We start from the raw sequence: 24,468 nt of genomic DNA, 5'->3' as shown, positions 1-24,468 counted from the left end.
ATATTATAATATTATTTACTTTTGCACAAATTCAAATAGATAACGCTAGTTAAATGCCCGAAGAAGAAAGTAAACCAAACGTCGATTGGAAAGACTGGAAGGACAAAATTGTTGGATTCTGGAACAATAGTGTCGGACTCAATAAAATTCCAAACTTTCTTGAGCTTTTGGAAAAAGGTCTTGAGAAAGAACTTCCGATGGAACCTGGTTCTGAAGATAAAGAGCCGATTCCTTTGGGCGAAATTCCAGTCGATGCAAAGCTACGCGACTCAGGTTGGATTCGAAAATTTTATGAAAGAATCTTTCCAACGTCACATATTTTTCGTATCACTCAGAGATACGGCAGGGAATTTTTGGATAATTTCATGCCCATATCGCCAGGTGACTATATCGGTCGAGGTTCTTATAAATTTGTCTATAAGTTGCCTTGGAACCAAGTTGTCAAAGTTGGTAAATCTAAATTCCCATCTGATCCGTTATTTGGTTCTTTATATAAAGAAGTTGCTCGTAATTTAGAAAAATATTTAAAACCGGAGGAACTCAGCTTAAAAGATTTTCTTCAATCCAAAGTCCGAAGCAGATCGGCCAAGGACGATATCGAATTCAAATTTCGCAGACTCGGATTAGAGAGACTACAGTATTGGAAATTAAAAACATTAATTCCAGATCTTGTCTTGCCCACTCGTTTCTACATGGGATGGAGAGTTCGAAAAACTCCTTGGGGCGTGCCTCTGGTATCTCTAACGCCTTGTGATAATCAGAAAATTTTGCCAGGCAAACATATGAAAGAATTTGTTCGCCTTCGTGAAAAGATTCCTCAGAATCCTATCGCTGATGCACTTTTTCCAAAATGGAAATTAAATTTTGACACAGCTCAATTCGGTGTTATCAGTAGACCTCATCTAAAAAGAATTGCGTTTGATTTCCATCGAATCATTGAAGTAACTAAATATTTAGCTGAAGAAGAGAAATTGATTTTCGATGTGCACTCTGAGAATGTTATCATTACTTTTCCTGATTATACACTCAAGCTATTTGATTTTCATTTATTCGATGAACATCTGTATGAGCCAAGCCAAGAAAATCCTAGCCCGGAATTGGATCATATTCGTATGATAGAAGAATTTATTCGTTCCTTTGAGTTATGATTTCTTATATTCAATCATCAGTATTTTCTAATTTTTACTTTCGAACAACGGTTATTGTATTATCTATTGGATACGGACTCTATAATGCGATTAACCTAGCTTGGCTTTGCGATGATTCTTATATTAGTTTCGTATATGCTAGAAATTTATGGTTAGGCAATGGATTAGTTTTCAATCCAAACGATTTGGTAGAAGGGTATTCGAATTTTATATGGACAATATTGCTATCCTTATCTTTCCCAATCGGTATTCGCATTGAAGACTTGGCAATTTGTCTAGGAATATTATTTTATTTAGGAACTCTATTTCTTTTGCCGAATATGTATCTAGTACTTACGTATTCAATTTTCTATCATGGATCAGTCTTTGCTACATCAGGATTAGAGACTTCTCTTTTTACTTTTACGATTCTACTCGGTTATCATTTTTATAAGAATAAAAACTGGAATCAATTTATTATTACTTATTCATTGCTGATTTTGATTCGACCAGAAGGATTTTTCTTTCTTGCGTCTGCGATCCTATTATCTGCATTGAGTTATACTAATACTTATGGTACATATACGTCTGCTACATTAGATTATAAAGAAAAAATCGCTCATATTCGAAAGTATATAGTTTCCAATTATGGAATGAGCATATTATTTGTTGTAACATTTATAGCAATTTATCTCTGCAAGGCAATTTACTATGGTGATATGTTGCCTAATACATATTATGCGAAAGCAGGTGAGGGGCAATACTTTCGTCAAGGATTTGAATATTTTCGTTTATTCTTCAAGGAATACCCAATGATGAGTGTCTTTCTCTTGTTTGGAATCGTGTTCTCGAGATCTCATTTTTCTTGGATTGTTATATTCTATCTGGCTTATATTCTCTATGTGGGTGGAGATTTTATGTTTGCTCGTTTTATAGTTCCCATCGTTCCTGTAGCAATTGTTCTAGTCTGGGATCGTTTGAATGAAGCAAGTGCAGTTTGGATTGAGAGATTTCCGCGCTTTGGTCATGCCTTTTCCATCGCAATTTGTATCCTTTTTGTTTTTTCTTCTTTGTTTCGTGGCAAAATTTACGAAACAAACCCTTGGGAGATTTGGAAGTCAACAGGAATTGGTGAAGAAAGAATGTTCTATAAAAATTTGGGATCACAAGAATTGGTATATTCTAAAGTTTTTGTTGATCAATATGCTTTTGCTTTCTTTGGTGCGCAAGCTCATTTTATCTACCATATGAAGCCCAGATTGGCGATAGAATCATCGACTGGACTCACTGATAAATATATTGCCAAGCAGAAGATAGATAAACGATCGAAAATTGGACACGAGAAGAAATCTCCTCTTAAGTATCTAATCGATCGTAAGATCAATGTAGTAATGGGAGATCACTATCCAGAACTGAGTGCAAGCAATCGAAATATTATTTATAACTGGAATGGAAATTTACTTACTTGGAAGATGCTTACGCATGATCAAGAAATGGTCGATGCAATGCTGCAAGATGGAAATTTTGATCTAAGCCAGTTGAAACCAAATGAATGGACTCAATTATGATTGACTTTACCATTCCAACTGATTACGGCAGAATAGAAATTCTTAGCTTAGGTAAGAGAGATCTAGTAGAAAATGATGGAACAGATTGGAATCTCTATTGTAAGAAAACGATTCGTAATTTTCATAAGGATGAATCGGAAGAAATTTATAGCCTAGACCAAATCCATTCTGATGCTATCTGGAATACTCAAGAAATAAAATCAGATAGCAAGGGAGACGGTTTGTATACTAGTGAGTATAATCAAACGCTAGTAATTCGGACAGCCGATTGTGTTCCAATATTGGTATGGTCATTCGATTATCCTTTTATTGGAGCGATCCATTCGGGATGGAAGGGAACCCAGCTTGGAATCACAGAGAAATTTATTTCCAATACATTCAATAAGACTGTGAAAGGATTGGATAGGCAAAGTAAAATTACAAATCCCAAAATTGGATTCTACATTGGATCACATATCCTAGCAAAGGATTATGAAGTGAGTGAAGATGTCGCGAGTTATTTTCTCGAATCTGGATTCGCAATTGCCAAGGATACCGCAGGTAAATACAATCTGGATCTGTCTGGGTATATTCAATCCAAAATAAAGGATTATTATCCAAAGGCTTTAGTTATAAATGTAAATGAATCAACTCTAGATAGTCCCAATTGGTTTAGTCATCGGAGCGGAGACAAGGGAAGGAATCTTCACTGCATTAGAATATTAAAAGATTGAGCTGCGAGAAAGTCCAGTTGGATTTTCCTTTATGCTCAAATAATATTCTAGAAAAGCATTTTATACTTTTGGAATCTTTTGTATGATCTCTCGAACTTTTTCTAGGATCTTTTCTCTTTTGATTGGCTTGACTATATAGTCCATTGCACCTGCATCAAGAAGGCTCTTGATAACTGCAGGTGTGTTCTCTTCAGATATGAATAATACTCTTGGTATGACACCGAGATCTTTCAGTTCCCAGAATGCCGCATAACCATCCATAACTGGCAGAAAGTTCTCAATTGTTATAAGATCTACCTGCTTGTTTTTCTTATATAAATCGATTAATTCTTTGCCAGTTTCAGCAATTCCCACAACTTGGTATCCTTCTGATTCCAGAATTTGTTGCAATTGCTTGGATTGAAACTTTGAATTCTCCGCGACAATTACTGTGTAAGGTCTTCCAGATGATGAGATACCCGATTGCATAAATTACTCCTGATTTAGAAACATTTTTCGATTTCTTTGCCGATCTCTGCTGTTCCAAGAATCTTGGAGCCTGGCTCCGCAATGTCTCTTGTGCGAAAACCTTTCTGCAATACCGACCTAATGGCATTTTCGATTTTCGTTGCTTCTTCATCCAGCGAAAAAGAGTAACGAAGCATGAGAGCAGCACTTAAAATTTGTGCAATTGGATTCGCAATTCCATGTCCTGCAATATCTGGTGCTGATCCTCCCGAAGGTTCATAAAGTCCGAATCCGGCTTCGTTTATAGATGCCGACGGGAGCATACCGATAGAACCCGTGATTACAGAAGCTTCATCAGATAGAATATCACCGAACATATTTTCGCAGAGAACAACATCAAATTGAGAAGGTCGAACAACCAATTGCATTGCGCCATTGTCGACATACATATGGTTCAATTCGCAGTCGGAAAATTCTTTCTTATGCAATGCTACTACTACCTCTCTCCAGAAAACTGATGTGGTGAGAACATTTGCTTTGTCGATGCTAGTCACTTTTTTATTTCGTTTTCTAGCTGCTTCAAATGCTTTGCGTGCAATTCGTTCAATTTCACGCCTAGAATATTTCATCGTATCATAAGCGAATTCTTCTGCACCATTTCCTTCGCGTCCTTTCGGCTGACCGAAATAAATGCCACTAGTTAGCTCACGCATAATCAAAATATCTAGACCATCACCAACAATATCTGCTCTTAGTGGAGATGCTTTCTTTAACTCAGAGTAGATGATTGCTGGTCTAAGGTTTGCAAATAGATCAAAATGCTTACGCAAAGGCAAAAGGGCGCCTCTCTCAGGTTGTTGAGCTGGCGGCAGATTCTCCCATTTAGGTCCACCAACAGAACCAAATAGAATTGCTTCTGAATTCTCACAGATTTTTAGAGTTTCAGGAGGAAGTGGATGTCCGGTTGCATCAATTGCTGCGCCACCAACCAGTGCCTCTGTGAATTCGAAATCTTTAAATTTATTGCCAAGGGATACTTTCAAAACATCTAAAGTTACTTTCATAACTTCTGGGCCGATACCATCACCGGCAAGTACTGCTACACGATTCATTCTAATTCCTTTATTTAAATTCTTCTAATGTTTTTTCTAAAATGTCTAAACCCTCTTCCATCTTTTCTTGAGTTATATTGATGGGAGGCATAATTCTAAGAACTGTATTTGCTGTCGCATTGATCACAAGTCCATTGATAAGACACTTCTCAGCGACTTGTCTTGAAGGGATTGTGAGTTCCACACCGATATGCAATCCACGACCTCGTATATCTTTGATTAGTTTATTCTTCTGTCCAATGGATTGCAATCTTTGGATACAATACTCTGCAGTCGTCTCTACGTTTGTCAAGATATCACGAGATTGTATTACTCGAAATGTTTCATAAGCAATCGCGCAGGCTAGATGATTGCCACCAAAGGTAGATCCATGATCGCCACGTCCAAGAATGGTTGAGTGCTCATCACTGACAATGAGTGCGCCAATTGGGAATCCGGATCCCAATGCTTTTGCAAGAGTGAAGGCATCAGGTGCAAAGCCAAAATGTTCGAAACAGAACATTTTGCCCGTTCTACCCATGCCTGTTTGAATCTCGTCAAAAATCAGAAGAGCTCCTGTTTCATGAGTTAGTTTTCGAGCAGTTTCAACAAATGAAACTGAGAGCGGATGAATTCCACCTTCACCTAATATTGGCTCCATGATGATGCCAGCAATACGATCACCGTATTGCTCAAAAGCATCGACCAAAGAATCTTCATCGTTTTCTGTTACAAAATGAACTCCTGGAACTAGATCACCAAATCCTTCTCGAATCGATTTCTGCCCAGTCATCGACATTGACGATGTAGTTCTTCCGTGAAAACTACCTTTCAGGGCAAGTATTACAGGATCATTAATAGATGATTGATGTGCATGCTTTCTCATCAATTTGAAAGCTGCTTCATTGGCTTCTGTTCCAGAATTGCAGAAAAATACTTTGCCAGGAAAGCTATGATTGATGATGGTCTCAGCTAGTTTGGCTTGCTGTTCTGAGTAATACAAATTAGAAGTGTGAAATAATTTATCAGCCTGATTTCTTAGGGTTTCAATAATATCGGCTTCGCCATGACCCAAATTGGTGACGGAAATTCCGCATTGAAAATCAATATATGGTTTGTCGTTTAAGTCGAATAAAGTCTCACCAACTCCGTAACGGAATCCAATCGGATAACGATTGTATGTGTCAATAATATATTTTTCTGTAAGATCTTTTACTTCTTTAAAGCTTAGTTCAGTGAGATTCATTCTAATCCAGCCAATTTACAAAACTCGGATTCTGATACTTTCAATTCTTTCTGCAATTCGCTCATACATCCTGGAATCTCCGATCTATTCTTGGGCTGAATTAAGCTCGCAAATGATGAATAAATCTTAACCTTGGGTTCAGTTCCAGATGGACGAATTGTAAGTTTCGCATTCCCTGAGAGTTCAACCTGAATAACATTAGATGGTGGCATTCCTTTAAAAATTGAATCCTTCGCTAATCCTTTAACCAGTTTTTGTTTATAGTCTATGATGGATACAATTTCTCTATTCCCAATCTTGCGTCCAATCAGATCCTGTGTTCTCAATGAATTGATAGAGTTGTTAATTTTTTCTTTACCGCTACTTCCTTCCAAGGTCAAGGATTTGAGTCCTTCAAGATACAATCCGTATTGAAGATAAATCGAATCCAAGTAGTCGAGAATATCTTTTTTTTCAGCTATAACCTCAAGTAACAGTAATGCAGAGGAAAGTGCATCCTTATCTCGAACGAAATCAACTGGCAAATAACCGTATGATTCTTCTCCTCCGAAAAGGAATTTCGCATTTTTCTTAGAATCAATAGATTTCATTACTTCCGCAATATATTTAAAGCCTGTGAGAACATTCTTTAGTTTAATCTTATTTTGCTGAGCTATCTTTTCTTGGAGATCGGTTGTAACGATTGTTTTTACCAAATAGAAATCGGTTTTCTTTTTCTTAGAGGAGAATCGAACTCTCTCGCATAGGTAAGCTGCAAGAATACTTCCAATCTGGTTACCATTTAATAGAGTATAGTTGCCTTCACGATTGAGGACTCCAATCCCAAGTCTATCTGCATCTGGATCAGTCGCAATAAACACCTGGGCATTTCGCTCTCGTGCCCACTTCTCGCATAAGACCATAGCTTCTTTCTCTTCTGGGTTTGGAAAAGCAACCGTTGGAAAGTCCGGATTCGGTTCAGATTGTTCTGGGACAAGAAATACATTGGAATATCCGAACTTTTTTAATGTATTCTTCATGTATTTTGCACCAGTGCCATGTAACGGTGAGTAAACGATGCTTAGTCCAGCGCGATCTTTTTTCTTGACACTATCACTTATGATCCCTGATTTTTCCAGGTCTTTCAGATACGACTTGAAACAATCCTTACTAACTTTCTGAACTCGTTTCTTATATATAGGATCTGATTTGGATAGAAAATTTATTTCATTCCAATCTTGAATAGACTCAATAGCTTTTATGATTTTTGCATCATCAGGAGGTACAAGTTGTCCACCGTCAGATAAATATGCCTTAAATCCGTTATATTCTGGAGGATTGTGCGAAGCAGTTAAAACTATTCCTCCGGTTGCTTTATAGTACCGAACGGCATAAGAAAGTATAGGCGTCGGTGTTACTTCATCAAAGTAATAGACTTTGATTCCGAGGCTTGCAGCAATTCCTGCGGCAACCTCACAGAACCTAACGCTCATATGACGAGAGTCGTAGGCGATGACAAGACTTGGTTTTTTGGATTTTTTGACTAAGTATCTCGCAAATCCAAGTGATGCACGTCCGACTGTATACTCATTCATCCTTCCGATTCCGTTCCCAATTTTGCCTCGGATTCCTCCTGTTCCAAATTCTAGCGGTATAGAAAATGCCTCGATTGAATCACTGGTGAGTCCTTTTTCTGCTTGATCCAGTGCGAGGTTTGCTTCCTTTTTTATAGCGTCAGGGAATGGTTCTTGGGTCCAGGGACGGATGAAATCAGTTGCTTGCATACTTCCAGAGACGATGGAATAAGACTAGGATCAAGCTAAAATTCTCATGGATGCTTTAGGGTTTTTTTAAAAACTAGACTTTGTGAAACCTAGAGAATTCTTTATCGAAGATCGACTGGAAAAATTTCGTTTAGAATCAGTCTGTAATTTGGGAGAGAGCGGTGTTCGAAATTTTGATTTAGATTCTCTTCTGAATGCGCTTGATATTCCTATCTCATCTCTGGGTAAAATTCCTTTGCATGATTCACCCAATTCAGGCCGTCAAGATCTTAGGGAAGAAATAGCTAATCTCTATGATACCAATGTTACGCCAGATAACATTCTTGTAACAACGGGAACGAGTGAAGCTTTGTTTATTTTATTCAATTTGTTGCTAGAAAAAGGCGATCAGGTTTCTCTTTTCTGGCCTGCATTCCAAGCGCTGTATGAGATACCGCTAATGCTTGGTTGTAAGATTGATAAAATATTTCCAAACCAAATGAACTCCGAGTTTGCAATCCAAGCAAAAGGTTTAAGTCATGCAAATTTTGATATTGCATCCAATCTAAATGCATCTATTTCAAATGTATCTAATCCAAATTTTTCAGATCAATCTTCTAAGAAATGGAATCCTAATAAAGCTTCATTAGGTGTTACTCATCTCTTCAAAACTAAGCCTAAACTAGCAATTATCAATCATCCTCACAATCCTACAGGCTATTCCATGAATGATACGGATTGGAAATTTTTGGAAAATTACAATGAAGAGAGCTTTGTCATCTTCGATGAGCACTATCGATTTTTAGATTTTGAAAAGGATCTGACAAGATCAGGTGCATTGATGCATCCGAATTTTTTAGCGACAGGTTCGATAACTAAATGCTTCGGAGTAGTCGGACTAAAAATTGGTTGGATAGTTGCAAAGGAAAATTTAATCGCTCAGGCAAGATCTTTCAAAGACTATCTAACACATACTGTAAATCCAATATCAGAATTCTTGGCATTAGAAATCCTCAAGCAAAGAAAAAAAATCATTGAGCCTATTCGGAATAAAGTTATAGATAACATTCAATATATGCGAAATAATTATCATAAAATTCCAAGTATAGAAGAATATCATGAACCAAGTGCTGGGCTTGTATGCTTTGCAAAATTGCAACCTGGAATTCTTTCCGAGAAATATGCAGATGAACTTTATAATAATACAGGAGTATTTATATTACCTGGAAAAAATTTCGAAGAAGAGGGATATATACGGATTGGTTTTGGAGAAGAACCAGACCGGTTTCGAAAGGGAATTGATTCTTGGATACAATGGGAAAATGAGAGATCAATATAACGTATGTATTCCATGGCAAAATTTTAGGTTCTACTGTAAATGATTCGAAATAGTTTTATTCATCTCACTGGTGTCGATACAAGAATCGAGAAATTTCTATGGAACCAAGGAATTTTCAATTGGGATAATCTTCGAAATAATTTATCAGTTCTAAGATCGGAAATGTCTCCTGTTTTTTTCGAAGAAGAGTTACCAATGGAGATGGATGAAGCGGATAAAGCATTGGATGAACATAATGCACGTTATTTTTTTGATAGGTATCCATATGCAGAATCATGGAGAATCTTTGGCGAACTAAAGAATGAGTTTTTGTATCTGGATATTGAGACGACAGGTCTATATGATCCAAATTTTGTTACGTGCGTATGTATTTATGAAGCAAATCAAATTCACCAATTTACAAGAACAAAAAATTTAGATAATTTTTATGATTTTTGGGAAGGTCGCGAAAATAAAATTTTGGTAACTTATAATGGATTCAAGTTTGACGTTCCATTTCTTGAGAGATCCATGAAATGGAAAAATACAAATCGACATATGGATCTAATGCATGTTCTTCATAAAATGGGAATTAAGGGTGGACTTAAAGGAACTGAAGAACAACTCGGAATCCGAAGAAGCGATGATTTGATCGGGGTGAATGGATATGCAGCAGTTCAGTTGTGGAATAGCTATATCGAAACAGATATTGATGATTACTTACACAAATTGATAAAATACAATCAGGAAGATACGATCAATCTTGCTAAGATTTTGGGAATTGTTTACAATAGGAAACGGGCGGAAATTTTTCCTTTACCTGATGCTGGATTGTTTTAGGGTTTGAAAAGGAATCATTGATGCCTCTTGAAACTACAAGTAGTCTGGGGAAACCCAATAAAAAGGTCAAATTTTTCAAAAGATTGGTCAATTTTTTTAGTCGCATTCCAGGATCAGGAAAGGATCAATTCTTTCTATCGATCGTTCTATTAGATTTAATTTTTTTCCTATTCCAGAATTCATATGGAAATTTCTTTCCTTCTAATGTCCTTTTAGCCTTTCTTATTTTTGATTTATGCGTTGTCACAATTTGGGGATTTGATGTTCTCAAGCGATTCTATCATTACGAAAACAAATGGCAATTTTTTCAAATTTATTGGTATGAGATTTTAGGAGTTCTGCCTTTTAACTTTTTCCGTCCATTTCTACTATTACGGGCATTGAAGATTTGGATCGCCTATGCTAAGTTATTTGGAAATGATAAGGATGTATCAAAACTCACAACGGTAGAATTGAGTTTTCGATTCAAAGACATATTACTCGATTCAATATCCGATGCTGTTTTTTTAAAATCTCTCTCAAGAGTCGAGGAAGTTATGGTTCACTTGAATTATTCTTCACTTTCGAAATCAATTATTGATCGCCACCAATCACAGATCATTGAAGAGTTCAATAAGTCGATAAAAGAAAAGGAATTTGCCGGTGCTCTTTCTCGAATTCCATTTATGGAAAATATTTCCAAGAATATTGGTGAAGACATTGGACAGGTTTTAAAAGAAGTTATGGAGACAGAAGTAATGGGTGAGATCATCAAAGAGTTTACTCAGGCGATTTTGAGCCAAATGGCGCAAAAAGTAAAAAGTTTGGAAGTGGAGAGAATCGTAGGTGAGGATTAATAAACCGTCTGTTGTCATTCCTGAGGCTGCAATCTATGCAGGTGAATTTCATCTCAATCGCAAGGAGATTGCATCACCAATTTCTTATCGAGGCGACGTTAAATTAATCTACCGCACTCCAAAGGAAAGGATTCGATCCTGGCTCGATCTCCTTATGCCTTGGTCTCAATTTGGTTTCGGAGTTGGATACTTAAGAGAATTATTGCGAAATCGTTCCTATGCCGTAAAAGGAATTTATGATGATCAACTATGGATGGAGACAGCCGGTAATTTTTTGGATCTACTGGAATCTTACCGCGGTAAATTTATTATTGAGGGAATTGAAAATATTTTAAAGACAAATGGTCCAGTTGTTTTTGCTGCAAATCATATGTCCGTCTTAGAAACTTTTATCCTGCCATTAGTAATAACTCCGCATAAAGCTAACACATTTGTTGTTAAAGAAAGTCTGACGCGTGGGAATCTATTCGGACCGATTATGCGGTCAAGAAATCCTATCGCACTTAAACGTGAAAATCCAAGAGAAGATCTAACAAAAGTAATGGAAGAAGGTGTTGAGAAATTGCAAAATGGATTGTCTCTTGTGATTTTTCCTCAAAGCACAAGAGACTTGGTTTTTCGTCCAAAAGAATTCAATTCGATCGCAACAAAGTTAGCCAAACGTGCCAATGTTCCAGTGATTCCGATAGCCTTGAAGACTGATTTCTGGGTACCTGGTGGTCTTATAAAAGACTTTGGATATTTATTTCGCGATCGACCCGTATATATTAAGTTTGGCGAGGCTCTCCATCCTACAGTTGATCCACGAAAAAACCAAGAAGACATTGTTGGATTTATTCGAAGCCACTTAGAAGAATGGGGTGGGCAGATAGAAGATTGAAATGTGGATCAATCTATGTCCAAATGTCTAGATAACCTACGTTAATTATGAAGATTTGATTTGCATTCGTGATGTTTGAATCGATATATTGAAAAATGGATTCAAACGAACGGGGCTTAAGCCCCGGGCTCGCGGGAAACTCCATCTAACTCAAGTTCAACCAATGTGCTTCTTTAGTAAGTTGCTCTCGAAAATCAGGGTGAGCTATCGAAATTAAAAGTTCAGCTCTTTGCTTGAGATTTTTGCCGAATAGATCCACGATTCCGTATTCGGTTGCAACAAAATGTACGTCACCACGAGATGTTACAACACCAGCACCTTGTTTTATAAATGGTGTTATGCGAGACTCTTTTCCAGATTTCGCAGTTGATGGAAGGGCGATGATCGGTTTGCCTCCTTCATTTCTTGCTCTTGCTGCACCACGAATAAAATCCAATTGCCCGCCAATTCCGCTATAGATATTCGTTCCGATGGAATCAGCAACAACCTGTCCTGTAAGATCCACTTCAATGGCGGAATTGATCGCAACCATTTTATTGTTCTGAGCAATCATGAATGGATCGTTCGTGAAATGACTAGGTCGGAACTCGAACATGGGATTATTATCAATATAATCATACAATTTCTTACTGCCCATAGCAAATCCAGTAATCGTCTTGCCACGATGGATTCCCTTATTTTGATTATTGATTACTCCCGACTCAAGTAGAGGTAAGACTCCATCTGAGAGCATCTCTGTATGAATCCCTAATCCAGTTTTAGAACCTAATGATTGTAATACGGCATTGGGAATTCCGCCAATACCCATTTGTAGAGTGGAACCATCTTCAATAATTGCGGCAATTCTCTGTCCAATTTCTAATTCTACTGCGCTTGCAGGCTTAGCTGGAAGTTCAACAAGCGGCTCATCCATCTCAACAAAGAAATCTACTTCATTTACATGAAGAAAACTATCTCCTAATGTTCGAGGCATCAAATTATTTACTTGTGCTATGACAATTTTTGCTGCTTCCGCACAAGGCTTGGTTATGGATACTTCCGCTCCATAAGACATGAATCCAAAACGATCTGGTGGGCTAACATTGATTAAAGCTACATTGATATCCCAATTGCCTGAACGAACAAGTGTTGCAATTTCTCTGAGAAAAATAGGAATGTATTGTGATTTGCCTTCATTTACAGCTTTGCGAATACTTGGGCCAAGAAACCAAGCATTATTAAAAACTTGGGGAATATTGATAAAAGGATCTTCACCAAAGGTAAGTAAGTGATTGAGTTCTATATTGGAAAGCGAAGGAGCTCTCTTTGCAAGAGCTTGAACTAGATGGTTGGGTGTAGTGACATTCCCACTTAAGAAAACTCTGTCATTTGGTTTGATGTTTGCAATTGCCTCGTCGGATGTAACTAATCTGTCTTTATAGTAACTCTTCCAATCCACGTATTCTCCCGAATAATTTTGTCAACTTCCATGAATATACTGCTTTAGCATATTCGCTTCTTCGATTGCTTTATTCATTTTATCTTTTATTGCATCGCCGATTGATACAAGTCCAAGAATTTTATCACCTTCCATGACGGGCATATGTCGAAACTTCTTGGCAATCATAGTTCCGATGACATCATCGACAGAATCATCAGCGCTTGCTACTGTCAGATTCTTGGTCATCACATCTTTAAGCAATATCGAATCTAATTTATCATGACTTGTCGCACACAACCTGAGTAGGTCTCGTTCTGTGAAAATTCCAACCATCTCATCTTTTTCAAAAATTAGAATCGATCCAACTGCTGCTTCAGCCATTTTTTTTGCAGCAGCAACAACAGAATCCTTTTCACTTAGATATAGAATCGTGTTCTTTTTGCCTTCTAGGATGGTTTTTACGGACATAATTTTGTCCCCCTGCGATAAATTTCCGAGTGTTTCGATAATGGTTTTAATTCTCTAAAAAGCAACTAGAAAATTAACCCAGTCTCTGAATCTTTTATCTTGACCATAAACCAAGCTTCTCGATGATCTTAGATGGATGCTAGAGTTATTTATATGTACTATATGCAAAAAAAATTCAGGAATATTTTCTAAATGACTCTTACTCAATTGCGCTATATTGTAGCCCTCGATCGACATAAAAGTTTTGCCAGAGCAGCTGAGTCTTGCCTCGTTGCCCAGCCAACTCTAAGTCTTCAGATCCAAAAATTGGAACAAGAGATTGGAGCTGAAATTTTTGATCGAAACAAAAATCCCGTAATCACTACAAAATTTGGCACTGACATAGTCGATCAAGCAAAGATCATATTGAGAGAAGCGGATCGATTGGAAGAAATTTTTCGCGAGAGCAAAGAAGATTTAACTGGCAAAATTAGCATAGGAATTATCCCAACAATATCAGCATATCTGCTTCCACAAATATTCAAAAAACTGAATAAAGATTATGCAAGTATCGACTTTAGATTTTTTGAACTTCCCACAAGCCAGATTATCGAAAAACTAATGAGTGAAGATCTAGAGATCGGTATTCTCGCAACTCCTTTGCATCGTAATGATATCATTGAATCACCTTTGTACTATGAACCTTTTGTTGCATACTATCCGAAAGACTATGAAGGTAAGACGGAAAATATTGATATAGATGATCTGAAATCAAGTGAGATGATTCTTCTTGGCGAAGAACATTGTCTCAGACATCAATCTTTAAAGATCTGTGGACAACGAACTCTTGGCAAAATTGAATGTGGAAGTCTTGAAACAATTCGGAATATGGTAGATTTAGGTGTCGGTATGACTTTGCTTCCACTACTTTCTATGAATGCTGAGAATGATAAATTTGGGCGTTTCAAAGATCCAGAACCTGTAAGAGAAGTAAGTCTCGTTTATAAACATGGATTTTATAAAAAGAAGATTCTGCAAGCAGTACAGAAAACTATCCTTTCTGTGATACCTAAAGAGCTTCAGGATAAAGGCAATCGTAAGCTGATTGGAATTTAATTTAATTTTATTTGAATGCTCTGATGAATGAAAATGGAAAATACGAATAACTCATATGGAAACAAATAATTGTCCAATTTGTCATACTCATAAATCAGAGAATATTGAAAAATTTCTTAGTTCAACTAACCATTGGATACTTAGAGAAGCAGATTCTAATAAAAATATAGAGGGCTATTTATATTTGGAACCTCGATTGCATGTAACGAGTTTTGATCAGATAGATCCACTTGCATATGCAGAATTGGGTGGATTGATCGAAGCTGGAATGCAATTAATTTACAAGAAATACAATCCTCTGAAAGTATATTTAGTAACAATTTCTGAGGCAGTACCACATATCCATTTTCACCTGGTCCCAAGATACCAAGAAGAGATAAAAGGTCTTGATTATTTAGGTCAAGCTCTAAGTGGGAAATGGAAATCATCAAATAAATAAAAAATTTAATAAAAATGAATTTTCAATTTATTTATATTCTTTAACTTGAAACATTCTATGAAGTTCTATGCTTTAATTTTGATTTTTCCTCTGTTTTTCACAAATATCTTAGGGCAATCCGATGAATCCAAGATTGAATGGAATCCAGAAAAAAATCCTGTTATTTCCTTAGATGGAAATTGGGATTTTTATTGGAATGAATGGCTTGAACCATCAAAAACACCAAGCAACATTAGTTGGAAAATGGATATACCTGGAACTTGGAATTCCACTTTGGAAGACCATGGTATTGATTCTGCTCTAGGTTACGGAACTTTTAGAATATTAGTAAATTCAGATACTTTAATTGAGGATGGTGCCATACGTCTGCCAGATGTGGCTTCTGCGGGCATTTTTATCTGGAATGGTCGTGAGCTACATAGAAATGGGAATCCATCAATATCTCCTGACGAACATAGAGCGAAGTTTCAAGTGAGCACTCATCCAATTGTCATTCAGAAAGGAATCAACGAACTCCTTATCCAAGTGTCCAATTACTCCTATCATAAAGGAGGAATATGGGAGCCAATAAAAATCGGCAAAAGAATCGAGCTTTCTCGAAAACAATTTATGGTATCTTCCCGTGAATTGTTTTTATCGGGATCGATTTTCATTATGGCTTTTTATCATTTTGGAATTTTCTTTCTGAGATCAAGAGATAAATCATCTCTATGGTTTGCGCTTTTTTGCCTACTGATCTCATTGAGAATTCTTGTTACGGGAGAGAGAGTTTTATTCCAATTGATTCCAGAATTTTCGTGGTATGGTGGATTGGTGATTGAATATTCTGGATTCTATTTAGCACCTGCATTCTTTTTATTTTTTATATATGAATTGTTTCCCGATTTTGTGCCTAAGAAAATTTTCCAAATCGTTGGTGGAATATTTGTAATTTTTGAATCGTTCATTTTTTTATTGCCTACAACAGTATTCCCATCTTTGAATATATATTTCTACGTGTATCTTGGTCTATCAATTCTACTTGGGATTTATGTGACAGTTCGTGCAGTTCTCAATCGAAAAGATGGATCAATCATATTTGCGTTTGGGTTCATTGTATTGGTTTTATGCACGATCAATGACTCACTTAACGCTGAAGATGTGATCTATACATTTCATAGTTTATCGATTGGACTTTTTCTTTTTATTTTCTCCCAATCATTTCTATTGTCCAAGAAATTTTCACAGGCCTTTGACGAAGTGGAAAAGATGTCAATTAAGCTCATGACACTTGATAAATTAAAAGATGAATTTCTTGCAAACACAACTCACGAACTTAAGACACCGCTAAATGGAATCATTGGACTTGCAGAGTCAGTTTCATTAGGGTCTGCCGGCGCTATTCCACCAGGAGCGCGGGATGATTTAGAGATGATTGTATATTCAGGCAAAAGATTATCCCATCTTGTTGATGATATTTTAGATTTTTCAAAAATGAAAAATTCTGGAATCGAACTCAATACTTCTCCGACAGATCTGCAATCCATGATGGAAATTGTTCTTGCAACCTCTAAGTCGATTCTAGGTCAGAAAGATATTACATTAAGCAATCAGATTCCCAAAGATTTTCCCTTGATTGAAGCCGATGAGAACAGGCTTCAGCAGATACTAACAAACCTTATAGGGAATGCGATTAAATTTACAGAACATGGATCGGTTCTAATGCAAGCCGAATTGGATTCATCCAAATTTGCAAAAATTTCTATTAAGGATACGGGAATTGGCATACCTAAGGATAAACAAAAAGATATATTCATTTCCTTCGAACAAGTTGATTCCTCGATTTCCAGGAGATATGGTGGAACCGGTTTAGGACTCACGATTTCAAAGCAACTAGTAGAACTTCATGGCGGAACCATTGGTGTGGAGAGTGAGCCAACCAAAGGATCTTGTTTTTATTTTACGATTCCAATTTCTGAGAATCAAAATCGTGAAATGTCTATCAACTCAAGCAAGAAAAATATTTGGATGTCTAAGTCGAATGATGAAGTAAATCTTCCAACCTCAATCGAACCAGTTGCTATTGGAAATTCTGGTGCTATCGTTCCAAGTTCTAAGGCTGCAATGATTCTGATTGTTGATGATGAGCCAGTCAATCGTAAAGTGCTTCGAAATTATATGAATCTAGAGAACTATCAGATTCGAGAAGCTCAGAATGGATTGGAAGCTATCCATTCGATCCAAGCAGATGGTCCTCCCGATTTGATTCTATTGGATGTGATGATGCCTGGTATGAGTGGATATGAAGTTGCTCATTTCCTTCGGGAAAAATATTCCCTTCATGAATTACCAATTTTGATTCTGACAGCAAAGAACCAAATATCAGATGTTATAGCAGGACTTGAAGCGGGAGCCAATGACTATCTTTCAAAACCTTTTGACAAAAGAGAGCTTATCACTCGGGTTCGAAATTTATTATTGCTAAAACAAGCTGTCTTAGAGCAGACCAAATTATTTTCTATACAAAATGAACTGAGTGTTGCAAAGAAATTGCAATCATCTATTCTTCCTGCATATTTTCCACAGATTAATGGTCTATCTCTATCATCTTTTTATCTTCCCATGGATGCTGTCGGTGGAGATTTCTATGATTATCACCACCCGAGTGAGACTGAGATTGGAATTCTACTTGCAGATGTATCGGGGCATGGAGTTCCGGCGGCGCTAGTTTCTGCTATGTTAAAAATTGCATTTGGAACTGAGTTAGATAACTGCATGAATCCAATAAAATTGATTCAAGGGATCGATAATAAACTAAAGGGTAAAACTAAAGGAGCCTTCTTAACTGCTTCTTATTTGTATTTTGATATGAAAGTCAAGCAACTTTATCATGTTAGAGCTGGACATCATGCACTTTATATTTATAAAAAATCAACAAATCAAGTGATTGATTCCTTGCCTAAAGGCAAAGTTCTCGGAGTATTTGAGACCAATGAATTCAGTTTGGATTCTATTCAACTGGACAAAGGTGATAAGATCGTTTTATGCACTGACGGAATTTTGGAAGCTTCCAACAATGAGGGAGTTTTATTCGGAGAAGATCGATTGAAGCTCTGCCTATTGGACAATCATGACTTAGATCCAGAAAGTTGGTCCAATCTTTTGATGGAAGAAGTTGGCAAATGGAGCAACCATAAATCAGCAGAGGATGATATTGCGCTTATTGTGATCGATGTTCATTGATTCCATATTCGAAAATCAATTAATTTGGACTATGGATTCGAGATAGTTGCTGTTTTATTAAGAAGAACTCGAAGTTTTTGAATCATAGAATTATTTGGATCTATACTGATTATTTTTTCCAAGAATTTACCTGCACGATTCTTCTCGCCCATCAATCTATAGATATCCGAAAGATTGATCAGATTTTTTATATGGAATGGCTCACGTAGTCGTAATCTCTCGCTCAATTGAATAGCTTTGGTATAATTCTTGGCAATTTTATAACAATATGCTGTAACATAAATATACTGATTGTCGAATGGATTCTCTTCTAAGTATTTTTCGCCATACTCAGCTGCTTTTGCATAGTTTTTGGTTCGGAAATTATCACGAGAAAGTTTCTTCCACATTACGGACTTAGAGTCATCTCGACTGCTCAAGGATTCTTCAACATATTCGATTGACATCAGTGACAAGTCATCGGTTAATTCACCAAAATTGCTAATAGATTTTACAATTCCTTGGATATCTCCTTTTCCATCTCTAACTCTATCAAGAAATAATCTTTCATCTTCATTGATGATTCTTCCTCCTTCTTCGTCTGTTCCAATCTGTAGATCGTCTCGTCCATCCGAACCAATAAGAATCTTATCTCCAGGAAGTAGAGGAAAAGTGCGAACTTGAAAAGCACCATGCATATCCATCATACCAATTTTTCTCATATACAAATCGTCTTCAATAAAGCTTGCACTCTCATCTCTGTACAAGACGCACCAAGGATGTTCTGCGTTCAAGAAATACATCATTCCAGTCTCATCATCAATCAGACCCATAACCACCGATATCAACATAGATCCATTGAAGGATTCGAAAACATTATGCAATTCAATAAAACATTCTTTGAGCCAAACTTCTGGATATTTATTTTGATTTTCTGTAAATATTTTTGTTCTGTTGAGAATAGATTTGAATACAACTCCCAATACCAAGGCACCACCTGCTCCTTGAATGGACTTGCCCATCGCATCTCCATTTACAAAGACTGTATAAGATCGACCGAGAAGTTTTAATTGAGATGTCATACAGATATCTCCACCGATCTCCAAATTCTTCTTTCTGAATTCAAATTGTTTTTTCTGATGAATATAGAAATCAATATTGATATGTTTGCTTTTGGATTCATTGGAGTTGAGTGGCTTGAGTAGTAGTGAAGTAAGGAAATAATCACCGTCTTGCTGTTCTTTGAGAAGCTGAACCTTATCCAAACTATCAGAGAGTTCTTTCGTACGAGCTTCCACTTTTTCTTCGAGAGTTCTATTCAGCTCTTCCACTTCCTTGTGAACACGGAGAAAACGATTGGCAAGAACTACTGCTATCCCAATTATAAATACAAAAAATCCATATTTTGTAAGACCGAGATTTTGCGGTAGAACAGATGCCGCCCCCAAAATATCCAATACAACTGTAACCATCATTACAGCGATTCCCGCTAATAGACGTTTAGCGTCAGGAACCTTTCTTGTGACAGATCTTGTAAATAAATATATTATATAGAAAACGGAAAATAGAACACAAATATGCCAGGTTCTGAGAATAATATTTCCTTGAACATAGTAAGATGAGAAAGGTATTGCGAGCGCAAGAAATTGCACAAAAATAAGATAAGCAATTGTGACTTTTCTTTCTTTTCCCGTGAGAAAGGTTTCAAAGAACAAAATCAATAGCGGCCCCGCTTGGAAAAGTATGATGAGCTCAAACCAACGTAGATGCATGAAAGAAAGTGAATAATCTAATAATTGATAGGAGTTGTCGGTTCTAGAATAGATATATAAAGCAAGGCAAGTTGAGAACAATCCAAAGTAAAGGTTGTAGATTTCTTCTCTTCTCTTAACAAATAAAAGAAGATGGTAGAGTCCTACAAATAAATACAAGAAAAGTAACATCAATGTTACATATTCAGTATTCTCCAATAAGTTATCATTATGAATTGCGATTCGAGCTGGAGTGTTTTCATGGAATGGCAAAATATAGAATGAATCATAATCGTAACCCGCGACCTGAATGACTAGAAGATTCTCACCTTCTCGAATCGACGCACTTGGAATCTCCGCTATAATATTTCTTTGGAAGCCGTATTCAAACTCACCATTTTTATCTAGAGAACCAATTTGGTAGATCAAGATTCCATTCCAATAGATCTCAACTTGGTTGCCTGCTTCCGGCAGGAAAATTGACAAGGATCGATTTGGATAATCTAAGACTGAAGAATCCATTTGAATTTTCTTGACAAGTGAGTAGACTCGAACTTTTCCAGATCGCTCATCTTCTCGAAGATGTTGGAATGGAAGAGATTTAAGATGTGTCCATCCGAGATCTTCTGGTTTGGAATTGTTTGAATCTGAAATTTGCCGTTCAAAGTCCAATCTGTTCTCACTAAATCGACCTTCTTTAACAAACCAGTTTTCTCTAATATCTAATGGTTCAGAAAATAAATTGAATAAAGGAAAAAAGGATAAAATTATAATAAAAACAGGATTTTTAAATTTCATAATTGTATAGGAAAACATAGATAGGATTAAATTACAACAATTTCATCTAAACGAACTTCTAGTATTTTTAAATTATTTGCCCACATTACTGGATCATTTAACGCAGATAAGACTTTTAAGGAATAAATTTCTGTATAGAATTCAAAGAATCTGAATATCCTCTAGAATTTGTTCTTATGCCAAGGATCGACCGAATTTGGAATTCGCTCCAAAATAATTGACAAGGAAGCCCATTTAGAAGACACTACTTTTAAATGGTAGAATCTCGCAAAACACAAGAGACAGATATTCGGCTTTCCCTCAATCCTCGTGGTAAAGGCATATATAAATTTGATACCGAAATTCCATTTTTTGATCATATGCTCTCGCATATTGCGAAGCATGGTATGATGGATCTTGACGTCTGGCTTAGAGGAGATCTTGGTATAGATTGTCACCATAGCGTCGAGGACACTGCAATTTTACTGGGGACAACTCTTCACAAGCAATTGGGTGATAAAGCTGGAATTCGTAGATACGGACATTTTACGATTCCAATGGATGAAGTTTTGACAACAGTTGCAGTTGATTTAGGGGGAAGGTTCTATTTCAAATATACGGGACCAGAATTAATTGGTAAATTTGGAATATATGATGCTGAACTGAGCTTAGAATTTCTGCAAAAATTTGCCCTCAATGCAAAGATGAATCTTCATGTTGTAGTGCATTATGGAGAGAACCGCCATCATATCCACGAATCTATTTTTAAGGGCTTAGGTAAGGCGCTTCGAATGGCATTGAGCTTAGACCCCGATGCAATCGGTGAGATTCCTTCAACCAAAGGCGTTCTTGAGTGATTGCAGTTCTTGATTTTGGAATGGGTAATATCCATTCTTGTCTCAAAGCAATATCTTTATATTCAAAAGATGTAATATATACTCGTGATCATGATATCATAAAGAAAGCAGATAAACTTGTCTTGCCTGGTGATGGTGCATTTGCCAAAGCTATGTCCAATCTAAATGATCAAGGTTTAACAAGTATTATACAGGAACAGGTTGCCGCTGGTAAACCTTTACTCGGAATATGTATTGGTTTTCAGATATTGTTCCAAGATTCTGATGAGGATATGAAGCAACCAGGAAATCTTGTCAAAGGTTTGGGCTTGGTTACAGGGCAGATCAGAAGATTTAGAGAAAAGAAAAATATGAAAGTACCTCATATGGGCTGGAACCGACTTAGAAATACAAATCAGAAAACAACAAAACTTCTTAAGAATGTTGAAGACGGATCCTTTATGTATTTTATCCATTCGTATCGTCCAATAGGCGCAGAGAGAAAAGAAGTCAGTGCTTTTTGTAATTACTATGGAGAATCGTTTCCGGCAGTTGTCGAGAAGGGAAATGTCTATGGAACACAATTTCATCCAGAGAAGTCCGATCAACTTGGATTGAAGATTCTCGAGAATTTCGTGGGGTTATAAATTATGATCGTCATTCCTGCAATAGATTTATTGGAGAACCAAGCAGTTCGTCTCTATCAAGGCGATTATCAGAAAAAGACAATTTATTCTGATGCACCTTGGAACCTTGTGGCAGATTTTACCAGCCAAGGCGCAGAACTAATTCATTTGGTGGATTTGGACGGGGCAAAATTAGGAAAGCCTGGCAATGAAACAGCGATTCGAAAAATCCAAGAAAATTCCAAAGTTAAATTAGAGTTAGGTGGTGGAATCAGGAATCTCGACACTCTCAAATTCTATGACAATTTAGGAATCGATAGATTTATACTGGGAACATCTGCGGTCATAGATCCTAAGTTAGTGGATGATGCTCTAGTGCTTTATGGAGTTGACAGAATTGTCGTCGGAGTTGATGCCAAAGATGGCTTTGTGAAAACCCAAGGTTGGGAAAAAGACGTTGGCTTGCGATTCGAAGATTTTATGGAAAGAATTCATATCCAAGGTGTTCGGCATGTTATATTTACAGATATTTCCTTGGATGGAACCTTGCAAGGTCCGAATTTTTATTCCTATGAATGGATACTTTCCAAATATCCTTTTCAATTGATTGCATCTGGTGGTGTATCATCCATTGAAGATCTAGAAGTTTTATCGAAGATCGGCTCAGGTGAAATGTACGGAGCAATCACAGGTAAGGCAATTTACGAAGGTAAAATTGATCTTCGCGCAGCAGTAGACTTTTGTAAGAAAACATAAACTTTTGTATTTGCCGTAGAATTTCTACGGAGACTCATAGTAGATAAAGAGGTATAGCATTCAATGGATAGAAATCTAAGTAAGTTGGGATTTATTGGGTTAGGAATCGCCGCTCTCGGTGTATTTTTATCATTTTTTTTGATTTTGGAATACTATGGAACAGCAGGGGAAGTGGGTCAAGGATTGTGCGGTATTGTAGGTGAGCCAGGCTCCTGCAAGCAAGTGGCAGAGAGTAAATATTCGGCACTTAGAAGTCTTCCGATATTGGGTGATGTTCCTGTAGCTCTTCTAGGTTTTGCATATTATGGAAGTTTGGCGTTTGGTTTTTTCAAGTTAGGAACAGCCAAATCAACAGAGGAAGTGAGTTCCGTTGTTAGTTTACTTTTTCCTTTTATCTTGCTCGGTATTGGAATAGATATTATCCTTTTTCTGATTTCAACTTTAGCGATCGGAACAGTTTGTTCGATGTGTCTTATGACCTATGCTGTAACAATAGCACTTCTTGCCTTGATTCTATTTATAAAAAAACAAATCGATACCTCTGGCGAATCTAATTTTGTTATCTCTTTAAAGAAAAACTTTATGAATTATGCAATTGCTTTTCTGGCTTTTTTCTCATTAGGTCTTGTTGCAGGCAAAGCTTCTGCCAATGATTCAGGTAAAGTTGGTTCTGTTTCGGAATCTAGTTCTTATGGTTCCAAAATTGCCAAGTTTGAATCTGGAAAGAACCTTGGACTCGTGACCGAAGGTTCTGCAATGGTTGGCGATAAGTCTGCTCCTATCACAATCGTTAAATTTGCAGATTTTAATTGTGGTCATTGCATGCATGCTAGTCATATACTCAATCAGATGTTAGTTGAATACGATGGAATGATAAAAGTTGTCTATATGAATTTTCCATTGGATTCTAATTGCAATCGTTTGGTAGGAAGAGCTGCACCCGGTGCATCTTCTTGCGTTGCGGCAACCGCTTCATTGTGTGGTGAGAAACAAGGCAAATTCCGAGAAGTCTACAACGGACTCTATTCAGATACAGAAAATGGTGTGATGCATACGGCTGCGACTGTGAGCAATGTAGCGTCCAAGTCTGGATTGGATATGAACAAGTTTAGATCGTGTATGAGTTCGCAGTCCGTTCAACAACAATTGCAAAAGGAAATCGATCAAGCAGAAAAGGTCAACATCCAGTCAACTCCTTCAATCTTTATTAATGACAAAGCTATTGAAGCTGGAACACCAGATGTAAATTTTCTAAAGGCGTTATTGAGTCATCTGGTAAAAAAGGCATAAA

At 36.9% G+C, this 24,468-nt stretch carries 21 protein-coding genes; 14 read left to right on the top strand and 7 right to left on the bottom strand.

Annotation, left to right across the window (positions count from 1 at the left end):
* The first annotated feature begins 53 nt into the window (after nt 1-53).
* The 3 genes from O4O04_RS15190 to O4O04_RS15180 are packed head-to-tail and all read left to right on the top strand — an operon-like array spanning nt 54 to nt 3,408.
* Nucleotides 54-1,148 (top strand): hypothetical protein, encoded by a 1,095-nt coding sequence (locus O4O04_RS15190; RefSeq protein WP_336297482.1) that lies wholly within the window; start codon nt 54-56, stop codon nt 1,146-1,148.
* Nucleotides 1,145-2,695: a hypothetical protein gene (locus O4O04_RS15185; RefSeq protein WP_272532636.1), complete on the top strand. Its 1,551-nt coding sequence runs from the start codon at nt 1,145-1,147 to the stop codon at nt 2,693-2,695. The genes O4O04_RS15190 and O4O04_RS15185 overlap by 4 nt, the downstream gene beginning before the upstream one ends.
* A complete protein-coding gene (locus O4O04_RS15180; protein ID WP_272532635.1) occupies nt 2,692-3,408 on the top strand; it encodes a purine nucleoside phosphorylase YfiH/LACC1 family protein in 717 nt (238 codons plus the stop codon). The genes O4O04_RS15185 and O4O04_RS15180 overlap by 4 nt, the downstream gene beginning before the upstream one ends.
* Before the next feature lie 60 nt (nt 3,409-3,468).
* Here the strand turns inward: O4O04_RS15180 and O4O04_RS15175 are convergent, their stop codons facing one another.
* Genes O4O04_RS15175 through O4O04_RS15160 form a run of 4 tightly spaced genes read right to left on the bottom strand, consistent with a single transcriptional unit; the run spans nt 3,469 to nt 7,955 of the window.
* The gene (locus O4O04_RS15175) at nt 3,469-3,876 is read right to left on the bottom strand and encodes a response regulator (RefSeq protein ID WP_272532634.1); all 408 of its coding nucleotides are present in this window, start codon (nt 3,874-3,876) and stop codon (nt 3,469-3,471) included.
* A 14-nt stretch (nt 3,877-3,890) separates the two neighbouring features.
* Nucleotides 3,891-4,967 (bottom strand): 3-isopropylmalate dehydrogenase, encoded by a 1,077-nt coding sequence (leuB, locus tag O4O04_RS15170; RefSeq protein ID WP_272532633.1) that lies wholly within the window; start codon nt 4,965-4,967, stop codon nt 3,891-3,893.
* A gap of 10 nt (nt 4,968-4,977) precedes the next feature.
* Nucleotides 4,978-6,192, bottom strand: coding sequence for an aspartate aminotransferase family protein (locus O4O04_RS15165; protein ID WP_272532632.1), 1,215 nt, complete (start codon nt 6,190-6,192; stop codon nt 4,978-4,980).
* On the bottom strand, nt 6,189-7,955 hold the full coding sequence (locus O4O04_RS15160) for a phospho-sugar mutase (protein WP_272532631.1): 1,767 nt from the start codon (nt 7,953-7,955) through the stop codon (nt 6,189-6,191). The genes O4O04_RS15165 and O4O04_RS15160 overlap by 4 nt, the downstream gene beginning before the upstream one ends.
* A gap of 82 nt (nt 7,956-8,037) precedes the next feature.
* Here O4O04_RS15160 and O4O04_RS15155 point away from each other — a divergent pair, with 82 nt between their 5' ends.
* From O4O04_RS15155 to O4O04_RS15140, 4 genes are read left to right on the top strand one after another with little or no spacing between them, the layout of a single operon-like run.
* The gene (locus tag O4O04_RS15155; RefSeq protein WP_272532630.1) at nt 8,038-9,273 is read left to right on the top strand and encodes a pyridoxal phosphate-dependent aminotransferase; all 1,236 of its coding nucleotides are present in this window, start codon (nt 8,038-8,040) and stop codon (nt 9,271-9,273) included.
* A gap of 39 nt (nt 9,274-9,312) precedes the next feature.
* The gene (locus tag O4O04_RS15150; protein WP_272532629.1) at nt 9,313-10,092 is read left to right on the top strand and encodes a ribonuclease H-like domain-containing protein; all 780 of its coding nucleotides are present in this window, start codon (nt 9,313-9,315) and stop codon (nt 10,090-10,092) included.
* A gap of 20 nt (nt 10,093-10,112) precedes the next feature.
* Complete coding sequence (locus O4O04_RS15145; protein WP_272532628.1) at nt 10,113-10,928, top strand: hypothetical protein; 816 nt, start codon at nt 10,113-10,115, stop codon at nt 10,926-10,928.
* Nucleotides 10,918-11,808, top strand: a complete 891-nt coding sequence (locus tag O4O04_RS15140) for a lysophospholipid acyltransferase family protein (RefSeq protein WP_272532627.1) — start codon at nt 10,918-10,920, stop codon at nt 11,806-11,808. Before O4O04_RS15145 ends, O4O04_RS15140 begins: the two co-directional genes overlap by 11 nt.
* Before the next feature lie 145 nt (nt 11,809-11,953).
* On the opposite strand, the gene O4O04_RS15135 is transcribed toward O4O04_RS15140, so the two are convergent.
* Both O4O04_RS15135 and O4O04_RS15130 read right to left on the bottom strand, forming a co-directional pair.
* Nucleotides 11,954-13,246: an acetyl-CoA hydrolase/transferase family protein gene (locus O4O04_RS15135; RefSeq protein WP_272532626.1), complete on the bottom strand. Its 1,293-nt coding sequence runs from the start codon at nt 13,244-13,246 to the stop codon at nt 11,954-11,956.
* Nucleotides 13,247-13,267: 21 nt separating this feature from the next.
* Nucleotides 13,268-13,696, bottom strand: a complete 429-nt coding sequence (locus O4O04_RS15130; protein ID WP_272532625.1) for a CBS domain-containing protein — start codon at nt 13,694-13,696, stop codon at nt 13,268-13,270.
* 192 nt (nt 13,697-13,888) lie between these two features.
* Here O4O04_RS15130 and O4O04_RS15125 point away from each other — a divergent pair, with 192 nt between their 5' ends.
* The 3 genes from O4O04_RS15125 to O4O04_RS15115 are packed head-to-tail and all read left to right on the top strand — an operon-like array spanning nt 13,889 to nt 18,452.
* Complete coding sequence (locus O4O04_RS15125; RefSeq protein ID WP_272532624.1) at nt 13,889-14,791, top strand: LysR substrate-binding domain-containing protein; 903 nt, start codon at nt 13,889-13,891, stop codon at nt 14,789-14,791.
* Nucleotides 14,792-14,846: 55 nt separating this feature from the next.
* On the top strand, nt 14,847-15,230 hold the full coding sequence (locus tag O4O04_RS15120) for an HIT family protein (RefSeq protein WP_272532623.1): 384 nt from the start codon (nt 14,847-14,849) through the stop codon (nt 15,228-15,230).
* Nucleotides 15,231-15,287: 57 nt separating this feature from the next.
* Nucleotides 15,288-18,452 (top strand): SpoIIE family protein phosphatase, encoded by a 3,165-nt coding sequence (locus O4O04_RS15115; protein WP_272532622.1) that lies wholly within the window; start codon nt 15,288-15,290, stop codon nt 18,450-18,452.
* 29 nt (nt 18,453-18,481) lie between these two features.
* Here O4O04_RS15115 and O4O04_RS15110 read toward each other — a convergent pair whose 3' ends face one another.
* Nucleotides 18,482-20,980, bottom strand: coding sequence for a SpoIIE family protein phosphatase (locus tag O4O04_RS15110; protein WP_272532621.1), 2,499 nt, complete (start codon nt 20,978-20,980; stop codon nt 18,482-18,484).
* Nucleotides 20,981-21,234: 254 nt separating this feature from the next.
* On the opposite strand from O4O04_RS15110, the gene hisB reads away from it, so the two are divergent.
* The 4 genes from hisB (at nt 21,235) to O4O04_RS15090 (ending at nt 24,467) form a co-directional block, all read left to right on the top strand.
* Nucleotides 21,235-21,816 (top strand): imidazoleglycerol-phosphate dehydratase HisB, encoded by a 582-nt coding sequence (gene hisB / locus O4O04_RS15105; RefSeq protein ID WP_272532620.1) that lies wholly within the window; start codon nt 21,235-21,237, stop codon nt 21,814-21,816.
* Nucleotides 21,813-22,442: an imidazole glycerol phosphate synthase subunit HisH gene (gene hisH / locus O4O04_RS15100; protein WP_272532619.1), complete on the top strand. Its 630-nt coding sequence runs from the start codon at nt 21,813-21,815 to the stop codon at nt 22,440-22,442. Before hisB ends, hisH begins: the two co-directional genes overlap by 4 nt.
* Before the next feature lie 3 nt (nt 22,443-22,445).
* On the top strand, nt 22,446-23,177 hold the full coding sequence (gene hisA / locus O4O04_RS15095; protein WP_272532618.1) for a 1-(5-phosphoribosyl)-5-[(5-phosphoribosylamino)methylideneamino]imidazole-4-carboxamide isomerase: 732 nt from the start codon (nt 22,446-22,448) through the stop codon (nt 23,175-23,177).
* A 63-nt stretch (nt 23,178-23,240) separates the two neighbouring features.
* Nucleotides 23,241-24,467: a vitamin K epoxide reductase/DsbA family protein gene (locus O4O04_RS15090; protein ID WP_272532617.1), complete on the top strand. Its 1,227-nt coding sequence runs from the start codon at nt 23,241-23,243 to the stop codon at nt 24,465-24,467.
* Nucleotide 24,468 lies beyond the last annotated feature (1 nt).

Source organism: Leptospira sp. GIMC2001 (genome assembly GCF_028462125.1).
GTDB lineage: Bacteria > Spirochaetota > Leptospiria > Leptospirales > Leptospiraceae.
Note: the sequence above shows the minus strand (reverse complement) of the source record. Positions and strands in the feature narration are given on the sequence as shown.